Source organism: Alkalimonas delamerensis (genome assembly GCF_030717955.1).
GTDB classification, from domain to species: Bacteria; Pseudomonadota; Gammaproteobacteria; order Enterobacterales; family Alteromonadaceae; genus Alkalimonas; species Alkalimonas delamerensis.
Genome location: NZ_JAUZVY010000006.1, coordinates 1 through 13157, shown reverse-complemented (window position 1 = coordinate 13157; position 13157 = coordinate 1). Strand labels below are relative to the sequence as shown.

The window sequence follows — 13157 nt, the reverse complement described above, 5'->3', positions numbered from 1 at the left end:
CTGTTGGCGACTGGGATTGCATGAACTAACTATCCAACAGCCCGTTAGTTTTCGCAAGTTCCTTCTAATATCGCTGCCGGGTCGTAATTTGGGTATACTAGCTGCAAAAGCAATCAGGCTGGCAACAGGACTTTTCTTATGCATCAACTGACCCTTCAAACCCCGGATGACTGGCACCTGCATTTTCGTGACGGTGATTTGTTGCAGGATACCGTGCCGGCGACGGCCCGTACTTTTCAGCGCGCTATTGTCATGCCCAACCTGGTGCCACCGGTGACCACGGCCGAACTGGCTGTTGCCTACCGTGAACGGATTCTGGCGGCACGCCCTGCCGGCAGCAACTTTGAGCCCTTGATGACGCTATTTCTGACCGATAAAACCACCGCGCAGGACATTGCTGCCGCCAAAGCGGCGGGTGTCATTGCCGCCAAGCTTTATCCGGCGGGCGCTACCACCAACTCCAGCGATGCCGTCAGTGCGCTGGACAGCCTGTACCCGGTGTTTGAAGCCATGGCCAAAGAAGGCATGCTGCTGCTGGTGCACGGCGAAGTTACCAACGCCGATATTGATATTTTTGACCGGGAAAAGGTGTTTATTGATCGCTATCTGCAACACATCGTAGCGCGTTTGCCGGAGCTCAAAGTTGTGTTTGAACACATCACCACGGCCGATGCTGCTCATTTTGTGCAGCAGGCTTCGGCCAATGTGGCAGCCACCATCACGCCACAGCACCTGATGCTGAACCGCAACGACTTGCTGGTGGGGGGCATTCGGCCACACAATTATTGTTTGCCGGTGCTAAAACGCAGCACCCATCAGCAGGCACTGCGGGCCGCTGTGGCATCGGGCTCGCCAAAGTTTTTCCTCGGGACAGACTCGGCACCCCATGTGAAACATCGCAAAGAGTCCAGCTGTGGCTGCGCCGGTTGTTACAGCGCACCTTGTGCCATTGAGCTCTATGCTGAAGTCTTCGACGATTTAGGCTGTCTGGATAAACTGGAAGGTTTTGCCAGCCATTATGGGCCGGACTTCTATGGGCTGCCGCGCAACAGCGGGCAGATCGTGCTGCAACGACAGGACTGGGTGGTACCGGATGAGCTGGCACTTACAGATGGCGACACCATAGTGCCATTTCATGCTGGCCTGCCATTGAAGTGGAAACAGCTTTAATTCTTCAGATAGCTCAGCAGCCGCTCGAGTGCGCGGTAGCTGAGCGCTTCCATCAGATGCTCTTTGCGGATCGCTGGCAGTTGCTGTAAGTCGGCAATGGTGCGCGCGACTTTGATCAGCTTGTGGTAGCTGCGGGCAGACAGCTTTAAATGGTGAATGGTGTCTTCCAAAAAAGAAGCATCCTGCGCGCTGAGCGGGCAATGCTGATTGATCTCTGCCGCTGTTAGTCGGGCATTGGCTTTGCCTTGTCGCCTTAGTTGAATGGTCCTTGCTGCCACTACCCGCTGACGGACGTCGGCGCTGGTTTCACTGCTGGCGTCGTGCTGGCTTAGCAACCCCTTTGGCAGCAGCGGCACATCAATTTGCAGCTCAATCCGATCGAGAAAAGGCCCGGAAATCCGGTTTAAATAGCGCATCACCTGCTCCGGGCTGGCGCGGCCGTCGTCGTGATGGCCGGTCGGGCTGGGGTTTAGGGCGGCAATCAATTGAAACTGCGCTGGAAACTCGGCCTGGCGTGCTGCTCTTGATATGTGGATCCAACCGGTTTCCAATGGCTCTCGCAGAACATCCAATACTTTTCGTGGGAACTCGGGCAGCTCATCCAGGAATAACACCCCATGGTGCGCCAATGAAATCTCACCGGGTCTGGGCACTGGGCCGCCACCGACCAAAGCGACCGCTGAGCTGGTGTGATGCGGCTGACGAAAAGGGCGCTCTTGCCAGTCCTGCATTGAGCGGGGCATGCCGGCAATCGAATACAAGGCGGCGGTTTGCAGGGCTTCCTCTTCGGTCAGGTCCGGTAAAATGCCCGGCAACCGCTGCGCTAACATCGATTTTCCGGTACCCGCTGGCCCCAACATCAATAGGTTGTGCTCGCCAGCTGCGGCGATTTCCAACGCTCGTTTGGCCGCAGTCTGGCCTTTCACCTCGGACAGGTCTGGGACTGGTGCTTTAATGTGTTGCTGCAAAGCCGGAATAGCCGGCAAGGCCTGAGCGCCTTGCAAAAAACTATGCACTTGCAGCAAGTGCGTCGCGCCCAGTACCCGTGCTTTGGGTACTTGCTGAGCTTGCTCGGCATTGGGCATAGGCATCAGGCTGGAACGACCGGCATCGCGGCAAGCCATGGCCACCGGAATCTCGCCCACAATGGGGCGAATGTCACCGGATAAGGCCAGCTCACCGACAAATTCATAGCCCTGAATGTGCTGCTCTGCCAGTTGGCCGCTGGCAACAATAATGCCCAGAGCAATGGGTAAATCGAAGCGGCCGCCCTCTTTAGGCAGATCAGCCGGGGCCAGGTTTACGGTAATTTTTCGATCCGGGAAGGCGAAACCACTGTTGATCAGGGCACTGCGGACCCTGTCTCTGGACTCTTTGACCGAGGCTTCGGGTAAGCCAACCAAATGAAAGGCTGGTAAGCCATTGGCAATATGCACTTCGACGGTAACAAGGGGGGCGGCCAATCCATGGCGCGCCCTGCTAAAAACAATGGCTAATGACATCCTGTCTCCACAATTACCGACGAATGAAATCACATCTTGAACAGTATTGATCATGTGGTTTTAAAAATGCAAATAAATTGATTATTTTTTGGTTTTTTCTGCTTTGTGGTTGTCGATGAGGCAGGCATTCCTTTCGGTTTAGGCTAGACTAAAGCCTTGCTGATATTAGGTTTTGTTGAAAACTCCCGTGGTGAGGTCTTGTTTGAATGAATACAGCAACGCTCGTTATGGAGGCTTTTTATGCAGCAACTCTGGCTGAATAGTGCGCTGCATCACCCCTTAAAGACCATCTGTCTGGCTTTGTTAGCGGTTGCCATTATGGCTGCCGGCATGAGCAATCTGTATTTTCGGGGCGATTACCGGATTTTTTTCTCACCCGATAATCCTCAAATGCTGGCTTTTGAACAAATGCAGGATGAGTTCAACAAAACCGACAACATTCTGATCGCCCTTGCGCCCAGTGACGGCGATGTGTTTACCGAGCATATGCTGGAGCTCATATGGCGCTATACCGAAGAAGCCTGGCAGACGCCTTACTCCAGCCGGGTGGATTCCCTGACCAACTTTCAGCATACCGAAGCGCTGGATGATGACCTGTTGGTTGAAGACTTGCTGTTGCATCCCGGTCAACTGAGTGCAGAGAAAGTTGTAGCGATTCGCCGTGTTGCCATGTCGGAGCCGGCCCTGTACCGAAACTTGGTGGCGGCTGATGGGCGGGTTGCTGCCATTAATATCACGGTGCAACTGCCCGAAATCGATCAGAATCAAGAAGTGGTGGACGCTTACGAGTTCGTGCTGGAACTTAGCGCACAATTTGCAGCTGATTTTCCTGGGGTGCGCTTTTATCATGGTGGTATTCTGCCGCTCAATTATGCTTTTGCCAGTGAAGCGGAAAAGGATGCCAGTACCCTGGTGCCTTTGATGTTCCTAGTCATCGTCTTGATGCTGCTGTTGCTGTTGCGCTCCTTTGCTGCAGCGATGGCAACAGTGATCATTATTGTGGTGACCATCCTCAGCACTCTGGGCATTGCCGGTTGGCTGGGAATTTTTCTAAGTACCGCCACTGTCAATGTGCCAACCATCGTGATGACCTTAGCGGTGGCCGATTGTGTCCATGTGATTGCTTCGATGCAGTACGCACTCAGACAGGGAAAGTCAAAAGATGATGCCATTCAGTACAGTATGACGCGCAACCTGATGCCGATCTTTATCACCAGCATCACCACCTCGATCGGCTTCTTAACGCTGAATTTTTCCGAAGTCCCAATTTTGCGCGATCTTGGCAATATGACAGCGTTGGGTGTGATGTTGGCCTGCCTGTTTAGTGTGACCTTGCTGCCTGCCTTGCTGCGCTTATTGCCAGCCAAAGTTGTTCCGGTCAGTCATACCGCCAATGGCATTGAGAAACTGGCCGACTTTGTGGTGGCGCAACACCGCACTATACTGCCAGTTGGGCTCTTGCTGATGCTGGTGTTGGCTGCTTTTGCAGCCACCAATCAAGTGAATGATGTGGCGGTGAAGTACTTCGACAAGCGTACCGAGTTTAGGCAATCATTGGATTTTATTGAAGACAACCTGACCGGCACGGCCAATCTGGATTTTGCCATTGACAGCGGAACCACCAGTGGTGTCAACAACCCTGCGTTCCTGGCTGATGTGGCTCGTTTTGTCGATTGGCTTGAGCTGCAACCCGAGGTCACGCACGTTGCCAGCATCACTCATGTATTTAAGCGGTTAAACAAGAACATGCATCAGGATAATCCGGACTATTACCGCTTGCCTGAACAGCAAGATTTGGCTGCTCAGTATTTGTTGATGTATGAAATGTCGTTGCCATTTGGGCTGGATCTTAACAATCAACTGAATCTGGATAAAAGTGCGACCCGGGTAACGGCCACCTTGCAAAGTTTAGGAAGTAAGGAGTTAACAGGCTTTGAGCAACGAGCATTGGACTGGCTGGCCCTGCAGTTACCCGATTATCAGAGCTCTGCGGCCAGTACCCCCTTGATGTTTGCCCATATTGGGGAACGAAATATGGCATCGATGCTTAAAACCTTACCCGTTGCTTTGATTTTAATTTCAGCCTTGTTGGTGATCAGTTTGCGCTCCTGGCGACTTGGGCTCTTTAGCCTGGTGCCCAACATTATGCCTGCGTTGGTTGGTTTTGGTATCTGGGCCTTGTACTCGGGGGAAATTAACCTTGGTTTATCGGTGGTTGCCAGTATTAGCCTGGGCATTATTGTGGATGACACTGTGCATTTCTTAAGCAAGTATCAACGAGGTTTGCGTGAAGGACAGGATACTGAAGGCGCAGTACGCTATGCTTTTTACAGTGTAGGCCGCGCTCTGTTCGTCACCACTGTGGTGTTGGCAGCGGGTTTTGCCGTTCTGACGATGTCTGGTTTCCGTCTTAACTCGGACATGGGCTTGCTGACCGGGTTAATTATCCTGCTGGCACTGGTTATCGATTTATTGGTGCTGCCAGCACTGTTGTTGCGTTTTGACAAGAAAGGAAAAACTGATGAGACAATACCTGCCCACAATGCTACTTAGCCTGACTCTGGCTGCTTTGTGCTTGCCGCTTCAAGCCAATGATCAAGCAAGTGAGGAGGGACTGCGCATTGCCACCGAACGCAAAGTCCGGGATACTGGCTGGGGGGACACCGAAGCCCATATGACGATGATACTGCGCGATGCCCGGGGGCGGGAGAGTCGTCGGGAAATGCGTACCCTGACGCTGGAAGTACTGGATGATGGCGACAAGGCTCTGACCATTTTTGACGAGCCGCGCGATGTGCGAGGCTCTGCATTCCTTACCCACACCAAAACCCTGGTACCGGATGAACAATGGCTGTTTTTGCCAGCCGTCAACCGGGTAAGACGCATCGTGTCCCGCAATAAATCCGGTCCTTTTATGGGCAGTGAATTTTCCTACGAAGACTTAAGCTCCTTTGAGCTGGAAAAGTTCCGCTTCAAGTACTTGCATGATGATGAAGTGCATGGCGAGCCGAGCTATGTGGTGGAGCAAACTCCGCTGGATGAGTTCTCTGGTTACAGCCGGATGTTGGTCTGGATTGATAAAAGCCACTACCGGGTTCAGCAAATTGAGTACTACGATCGGCGGGGGGCTTTGCTAAAAACCTTAACCATGCATGATTATCAGGTGCACCAAGAGCGCTTTTGGCGGCCACACCGGATGGAGATGGTGAATGCGCAGAACCAAAAGAGCACAACTTTGTTGCTCAACGAGATCTTGTTTGAGCGTGGCTTTACCGATGCCGACTTTGATCAAAATGCTTTGCAGCGTGCGCGCTAAGCCTTCGGTTCGTCACCGCAGCTGGCTGCAGCTGGGCTGTGCTGCTGTCCTGGTCATGAGCCATAGTTTGCACGCACAAAGCCTGAGCCAGCAACATCAGGTGCAGCCGGATGAAACTTTATGGCGTATTGCCATCGCCATTCGTCCCAGCACTGAAGTCAGTATGGATCAGGTGTTGCAGGCCATTGTGGCCTTGAATCCAACAGTATTCCCTCTGGGAGATATCAACCAATTGCCCGCTGGGGCTTGGTTACAGTTGCCAACCAAGGCGCAAATTCTGGCGCAGCAATCACAGCTGGACAACGAGGTCGTGGCAGAATTTCCGGCAAAGGCAACGGAGGATACTGATACAGAAAACCCGGTTGCAACTTCGGCCTCTTTGGCCTCTTCGGACTATGACGGTGATACCGCACCGACAATGTCGCAGCAGCCCATGTCTGAGCAAGCCGAAGCTGTTGCTGTACCAGTGGCATCTGCTGCTACTCAGGATGCTGGCGCTGCAAACCAGCCTTCACTTTGGCAGGACATCGAATGGTTTTCGCAACTGAACCTGATGCCTCGCTGGTATTCGCAAACGGGGTTGCAGCAACAAAGTCAGTGGCACCCGGCGGCCAGTTTTGAGTTTGAAGCTTACTGGCAGTCGGATGACCGCAGCCATACTCTGGTTTTTTCACCCTATTTACGTTGGGATCAGCAAGACAGCCGGCGCCATTTGGTCGACATTTCGGAGGCCTACTGGTTGTACTATGGCGGGGATTGGGAGCTGCGTGCCGGCATCAATAAAGTCTTCTGGGGGGCTGTGGAGTCGCAGCGTCTGGTGGATGTGATCAACCAGCGCGATTTGCTGGATCGACCGGACGGTGAAAGCAAGCTTGGGCAGCCGATGCTGCAGCTGAGTCTGATCCGGGATTTTGGCACCCTACAGGCATTTGCATTGCCCTACTTTCGTGAGCGCCGTTTTGCCGGCGACGATGGTCGGTTACGGCTGCCTTTGCCGGTCGATACGGCTGCGGCCAGCTATCAGTCGCGCCATGGTCGCAACCACCTGGATTGGGCGCTGCGCTGGTCCCAGCAGTTTCGTGGTTTGGACCTTGGCCTGAGTTATTTTCAGGGCACCAGTCGTGAGCCTGTGCTGCTGCCAGCAGAAGCACAGCTGCAACCTTATTACCCCCAATTAAAGCAGGCCGGCTTGGATGCGCAATGGATCTTGGGTGCCTGGCTCTGGAAAACCGAAGCGGTCTACCGCCACACGGATCTACAGCACTCCAAAGCCCTGGTCAGTGGTTTTGAATACACGCAAATTGGGATTAATGAGCAGTTTTGGGATTTGGGCTGGTTGCTGGAGTATCAGTACGACAGCCGTGGCATTGCGGGCGATACCATTGCCCAAAATGATCTTTTTGTTGGCTGGCGCCTAGCATTGAATGATGCTGCTGGCTCTGAGATTTTGCTGGGATTCATGCAGGATCTGGACAGACGTCATAGTCGCAGTGCCTACATGGAAGCATCTACCCGGCTTGGCGATCGCTGGCGGCTGCGTGTCGACGGCTGGTTGTTTCACAGCCGCTATCCGGATGAATTGCTGTTCTGGCTGCGCCGCGACGATTACATTCAATTGACGTTGGAGTTTTACTTCTAGCGCAGTCTCAGGGCTCGCCCAGATCCGGGTTTTGTTTGCCAAAAACCGGGATGGTGAGCTGCCACTTGATGGCGGCCAGTCGCAAACTCAGCAAACTGCTGATGCCGATCAGCATGGCGATGAAGGTACTGGCGCCGGCCCATTGCGTTAGTATGTAAATGGTGGCGCCAAAGATGCAGGTAAAAGCGTACAACTCGCCGCGAAATACCATCGGAATTTCGCGGCAAAGCACATCACGGATCATGCCCCCGGCCACACCACTCATGGTGCCCATCATGACGGCAACAAAGTAAGATGTGCCATGATCCAGCGCCTTCTGGGTGCCCATAATGACGAAAAAAGCCAAGCCGATGGCATCAAAAAATTGCAGGGTGTTGTTTGGGATCGTCATCCGGCGCCGCAATAACACTATGGTAACCAGCGCTGCACTGAAAATGGTGATGAAGTAATTGTTGTTGTTCATCCAGACCACGGGTACATCCAGCAACACATCCCGCAAGGTACCGCCTCCTATCGCCGTCACGGTTGCCAGCACCAATACACCGAAACCATCCATCTGCTTGCGCCAGGCTGCCAGGGTGCCTGTAATGGCAAAAACGGCGATGCCCAGTAAATCAAACCAGTGTAGATAATCCATTGCCAATCCGTTGCTCCGTCTCTATTGCTGATGCCTGCTCTATGCTAGCATGCCAGTTACCAGATTATTTTGCTATGACATCTTGCCACCGTGTTGGCGTAGTCGGGGAATTATGAAGAAAACTGTACTTGTTCCTGTTGTGGTGCTGGCTGTTTTGTTTGTCGGAATGCAGCTGGCCAATCGTCATGCTGCAAAGGTTATTGAAGCGCAGATAGCGGAAGCGAATGTATCCTATGCGGAAATGGCAGAACACGGCGCTTTGCCAGCTTTGCAGCTTGAGTATCGTAAAGTGTCGGCCAACGTGCTGCGAGCCCGCTATCGCATTGAGGGTGTCCGTATAGAGCTGGGCGAGTTTGGCCCGCTGTTTGCCATCGAGCAGCTGCAGTTGCGTGGCATTCAGCCCAACCGTTTATCCACTCAGGGGGAACTGAAGGTAGACAGCTTAACCCTGGGGAGTGGAGCGGCGCAGCTGTTGACGCCTGAGTTGTCAGAGCTGATGAGCGGTCTGGTGGTGCATGGGGATTATCGTTATCGGTATCAGGAACAAGACGGACGTTTGACTCTGGATCAGCAAACACGGATTAATCAAGAGTTTCTGTTTGGGTATCAGCTGCAATTTACCGGGCTGCAAGCGCTATGGCAGCAGTTGGAACTCATTACGACGATGAGCGCCGATGAGCAGCAGGCGCTGTTGGAGTCGGAGCAGGGGATAGCAAGCTTTACCGCAGCGTTATTGCAGGGCGCTTTGAATCAGGGCGAGTTTCGCATTGAGAATATGGGATTTATTCAGCGTCTGACCACCCAGGCGGCCGCCCAGGGTCAGACACCTGACTTTAGTGTGCTGCAAGGCATGGCGCTGATGCTGTTGTCGACAGCAGAAGGTTTGCCAGTGGCATGGCGGCAAAGCTTGATTGCCTTTGTGCAGGAACCGATTTCTCTGACACTGGCATTTCAATTTCAGCAGCCATTGCGCTTTGCTGAGCTGGAAACCGGGACTGCTTTTGCCAATATAGAGAGTCTGGAAGCCTTGGCTGACTTTGCCGGTATTCGTCTCAGTGTCAATGATCTATAAAAAAACGGGCATCGTCTGCCCGCTTTTTTATATGCTGTGCGTTAGTCTTTAACTCACGCCAGCTCGGTGGTTAGTCGCCGCCAGTGCCGGCGTTGCTCGGTGAACAGGGCTTTGAGCTCCTGATACTGCTTTTGTAGGTTCAACTCGGCATAGTGTTCGTGCAGACTGCTTTGCAGCTGCTGTTTTTTGAGCAGCAGCCGATTCTTTTTCAGCTCGTAATAGGCTTGCATCCGCTCCAGCAGCAGTTCGTATTCCTGTTCGATTTTCTGCAAGACCGGGTCGGCATCTGGCAGTCGGGACAGGCGGGCTTTGGCGCGCTTGAGTTGCATCGTGGCTTTGGCCTGCTCAATCCGCTCCTCCGGACAGGTGCGCAACCTGGATGTCAGCCCGACCCATGAACCGGCTTTGATCAGCCACTTGGTCGGGTCAAAGTGCCACCACTTGATGCCATTGCGGTAGTCGTATTCAAAAATATGGTGGAAGTTATGGTAGCCTTCGCCATAGGTCAGCAGGGCCAGCACACCATTATCACGGGCAGTGTTTTGATCGGTGTAGGTCTGCTTGCCCCAAATATGAGCCAGCGAGTTGATAAAGAATGTAAAATGGTGGCTTAACACCAGTCGCAGCACGCCAACCAGTAAAATCATGCCCCAAAGGTTACCAAACAACAGCCCTAATCCAATAGGGATACCGAAGTTGGTCAGCAACGCCAGGGCGAGATAATGCTTGTGCTGGAAGCGCAAAATTTTATTCTTTTGCAAGTCACGCACATTGTCGTAGTTGTAATGGTCAGGGCCCTGGTAGTCGCGGAGCATCCAGCCGATATGGCTGAACCAGAAGCCGCGCTTGGCGGAGTAGGGATCTTTATCGTTGTCATCAACATGGCGGTGGTGCACTCTGTGATCCGAAGCCCAGTGAATGGCACTGTTTTGCAGTGCAAAAGCGCCGCCAATGGCAAAAATAAACTCCAACACCGGATGGGCCTGGTAAGATTTGTGAGACCACAAACGGTGGTAGCCTGCGGTAATTGACATTCCACAGTAGCCAAGGCATAAAAACATGGCAATGATTTCTGCTGTGCCAAAACCAACGGCGATGGCATACCAGGGAACTGCAATAGCTGCAATTAGCAAGGTACTGCTAAACACCAGAATATTGGTCCAGATAAGGGGGGCTTTTTGCATAAAGTAATTTCAGCTTACAAATGTACGCTCAATGTACCTGTACCCTGTTATCAGGTCAAGCTGGATACGATGAATGACGTTGAAAAAAGGACTGGGCTATGAGCCGGGCTGAACAGAAAGAGAAGACCAGACGTGCCATTATCAATGCAGCTTTTCAGCAGCTTAGTGCGGATAAAAGCTTTGCCAGTCTGAGCTTGCGTGAAGTGGCGCGGGAGGCGGGTATTGCGCCGACCTCCTTCTACCGCCACTTTACCGACATGGATGAACTGGGACTGACCCTGGTGGATGAGGCGGGCTTAATGCTGCGCCAGTTAATGCGCCAGGCCAGGCAACGCATTGTCCACAACCGCAGTGTCATTCAGACTTCGGTTGAAACCTTTATGGAGTTTATCTTGGAGCACAGCAATGTCTTTCGTTTGCTGCTGCGGGAGCGCTCTGGCACTTCGCCGGCTTTTCGCAGTGCTGTGGCCCGTGAAATTCAACACTTTTGCGCTGAATTAGCCGATTACCTGCGTAAAGAAAACAAGAGCTCCGCTGAGATGGCATTAATTCAGGCAGAAGCCATGGTCATTCTGGTGTTTCACGCTGGGGCAGATGCGCTTGATGCCAGTGATGAAGTACGGCAGCGTATTACTGTAAAAACGATTCAGCAGCTTCGATGGCTTGCCGGAGGCACTAAGCCCCCGGCTGGCTAAGTTGTTAGCGTGATTGTTTCCGCAGCCAGACACCGCACTCGAGGTGATGGGTATAAGGGAACTGATCAAAGACAGCAAAGCGCTCGATGCTGTGTGTTTTCACCAACTCAGCCAGATTCGCTTTTAATGTTTCTGGGTTGCAGGAAATATAAAGAATATCGTCAAAGCGGCTCACCAACTCTACGGTCGCCGGATCCAGGCCAGCCCGAGGGGGGTCGACCAGCACGGTATTCAGCTGCAGGCTGGATAAATCAAGTTTTTTAAGCTGTGATCCTTTTAGCAAGGCAGCGGACACATCTTCTGCCGACATTTGCAGCACCTGCACATTCTCGATCTGGTTTAGGCAGCAATTATACTCAGCTGAGCGAATCGATTTGCGCGAAATTTCCGTCGCGACAACCTGGTTAAAATGGGGAGCCAGCGCCAGGGAGAAATTGCCATTGCCGCAATATAGCTCCAGCAAATCCCCTTGCAGCTGCCTGGCAACGCTGCAGGCCCAGCTCAGCATGTTTTGATTCACCACACCGTTGGGCTGGGTAAAGCTGTTTTCAATCTGCTGATAATGCAGTGTGCGGTCGTCGACAGTGAGTTGCTCAATAATAAAGTCGCGGTTCAATTCGATCTTTTGCTTGCGGGCCCGACCAATCAAGTCGAGTGGGCCAGCACTTGCCAATGTGGCTTTCAAGGCTTCTGCCTGTTGTTGCCAGTGCGCATCCAGTTGCCGTTTGTAAATCAGGGTAATAAGCAACTCACCACTTAAGCCGGTTAGGTAATCGATTTGATACAGACGGCGGCGCAGCTCCTCGTTTTCCTTCAACGCCGCAATCAGCCGTGGCATCATGGTGCGGATGCGCTGATCTGCGACAGGAAAGTCATCGATGCGGATCCGCTCTTTGCTTTCAGGGTCAAACATAATGTGGTACAGATCATCACCATCGTGCCAGACCCGAAATTCAGCCCGAAGCCGATAATGCTCGGGTGGGGATGGAAAGACTTCTGGCTCGGGTACTTGCAAGGGCTGAAACAAAGCCTGTACAGCGCTGACTTTATCGGCAAGTAAGGTATCGTATTGCTGCGGATGAGTTTGACCTGGGCGCATGGGGATCCTGAAACACGGTAAAATTGCGATCTTACGTGTTTTTCTACAAGCTGCCAAATGCAAAGCGGCATTGCCGCTTTGAGTTATGCCTCTTGCCGCTCTTTGGCCTCACGGACTTTCAGGGTTCTTTCCTGAAACTCTGTATCATTGAGTGCCTGAATCATCTTCTCGGCATCCTTGGCTGCCACCTCGACAAAACCAAAGCCACGCCGACGTCCGGTTTGACGATCCTTCATTAAACGGACATTGATCACCACGCCTTTGGTTTCGAACAGATGCTGAACAGCTTCTTCATTGGCACGGTAAGGCAGGTTACCCACATACAAAGTAGCGGTTTCACCTTCGTACATTTTTTGGATCATGTCGTCACTTAAGTTGATGGCATTGCCCTTAACATCGCGCAAAATAGGCACCAGCACACCAGACAGCAACACACCCAATACCACCAAAACCGGAGCTGGCAAGGCAGGATCGAGCAGGAAAAATACCAGATAAGCAAGAATGGCCACGGCTATAGTATAAGGAAGTGTGGCGCGCAGAGTCGGAAACATAAAATTTATCCTATAAGAGTCAGTGTATTAGTTGGTAAAAACCTGAGCATCAGGTGATTTAATCTTAGCGGTTGTGCGCGAACTAGCCAACCGAAATATAAGAAATGACAAATATCGATTTTGCACCTTGACAGCAAGATTTAAATCCCTAAAATGGCGCCCTCGCTTGCAGATGAGCCTAAAGCTCTCAAAAAGCGATGCGAAGTGAAGCGGTTTGAACAAATAATTTCGAAACCAGCTTGACTTCACAATCGGACGATGTAAAATGCGCGTCCTGCTTCGGAATGAAGCG

Annotated in this window: 11 protein-coding genes; 6 read left to right on the top strand and 5 right to left on the bottom strand. The window is 52.4% G+C overall.

Annotation, left to right across the window (positions count from 1 at the left end):
• Positions 1–138: 138 nt before the first annotated feature.
• Positions 139–1170 (top strand): dihydroorotase, encoded by a 1032-nt coding sequence (gene pyrC, locus Q3O59_RS13215; protein WP_305946032.1) that lies wholly within the window; start codon positions 139–141, stop codon positions 1168–1170.
• Here pyrC and Q3O59_RS13210 read toward each other — a convergent pair.
• A complete protein-coding gene (locus tag Q3O59_RS13210) occupies positions 1167–2672 on the bottom strand; it encodes a YifB family Mg chelatase-like AAA ATPase (RefSeq protein WP_305946031.1) in 1506 nt (501 codons plus the stop codon). The two genes, pyrC and Q3O59_RS13210, sit on opposite strands and share 4 nt — an antisense overlap.
• A gap of 240 nt (positions 2673–2912) precedes the next feature.
• Here Q3O59_RS13210 and Q3O59_RS13205 point away from each other — a divergent pair, with 240 nt between their 5' ends.
• Genes Q3O59_RS13205 through Q3O59_RS13195 form a run of 3 tightly spaced genes read left to right on the top strand, consistent with a single transcriptional unit; the run spans position 2913 to position 7627 of the window.
• Entirely contained in the window at positions 2913–5225 is a 2313-nt protein-coding gene (locus Q3O59_RS13205; RefSeq protein ID WP_305946030.1) for an efflux RND transporter permease subunit, read from the top strand.
• On the top strand, positions 5194–5988 hold the full coding sequence (locus Q3O59_RS13200; protein ID WP_305946029.1) for an outer membrane lipoprotein-sorting protein: 795 nt from the start codon (positions 5194–5196) through the stop codon (positions 5986–5988). Before Q3O59_RS13205 ends, Q3O59_RS13200 begins: the two co-directional genes overlap by 32 nt.
• Positions 5948–7627 carry a FimV/HubP family polar landmark protein gene (locus tag Q3O59_RS13195; RefSeq protein ID WP_305946028.1) on the top strand — a complete coding sequence of 560 codons (1680 nt, stop codon included), beginning with the start codon at positions 5948–5950 and terminating at the stop codon, positions 7625–7627. The genes Q3O59_RS13200 and Q3O59_RS13195 overlap by 41 nt, the downstream gene beginning before the upstream one ends.
• 7 nt (positions 7628–7634) lie before the next feature.
• Here the strand turns inward: Q3O59_RS13195 and Q3O59_RS13190 are convergent, their stop codons facing one another.
• A complete protein-coding gene (locus Q3O59_RS13190; RefSeq protein ID WP_228592912.1) occupies positions 7635–8264 on the bottom strand; it encodes a trimeric intracellular cation channel family protein in 630 nt (209 codons plus the stop codon).
• Positions 8265–8376: 112 nt separating this feature from the next.
• On the opposite strand from Q3O59_RS13190, the gene Q3O59_RS13185 reads away from it, so the two are divergent.
• A complete protein-coding gene (locus Q3O59_RS13185) occupies positions 8377–9336 on the top strand; it encodes an aq_1923 C-terminal domain (protein WP_305946027.1) in 960 nt (319 codons plus the stop codon).
• A gap of 53 nt (positions 9337–9389) precedes the next feature.
• On the opposite strand, the gene Q3O59_RS13180 is transcribed toward Q3O59_RS13185, so the two are convergent.
• The gene (locus Q3O59_RS13180; RefSeq protein ID WP_305946026.1) at positions 9390–10520 is read right to left on the bottom strand and encodes a fatty acid desaturase; all 1131 of its coding nucleotides are present in this window, start codon (positions 10518–10520) and stop codon (positions 9390–9392) included.
• Between the two features lie 98 nt (positions 10521–10618).
• Here Q3O59_RS13180 and fabR point away from each other — a divergent pair, with 98 nt between their 5' ends.
• Positions 10619–11215, top strand: coding sequence for an HTH-type transcriptional repressor FabR (gene fabR, locus Q3O59_RS13175; protein WP_228592905.1), 597 nt, complete (start codon positions 10619–10621; stop codon positions 11213–11215).
• 4 nt (positions 11216–11219) lie between these two features.
• Here fabR and trmA read toward each other — a convergent pair whose 3' ends face one another.
• Positions 11220–12314, bottom strand: a complete 1095-nt coding sequence (trmA, locus tag Q3O59_RS13170; RefSeq protein ID WP_305946025.1) for a tRNA (uridine(54)-C5)-methyltransferase TrmA — start codon at positions 12312–12314, stop codon at positions 11220–11222.
• Between the two features lie 83 nt (positions 12315–12397).
• Positions 12398–12865 carry an RNA recognition motif domain-containing protein gene (locus tag Q3O59_RS13165; RefSeq protein WP_305946024.1) on the bottom strand — a complete coding sequence of 156 codons (468 nt, stop codon included), beginning with the start codon at positions 12863–12865 and terminating at the stop codon, positions 12398–12400.
• Positions 12866–13157 lie beyond the last annotated feature (292 nt).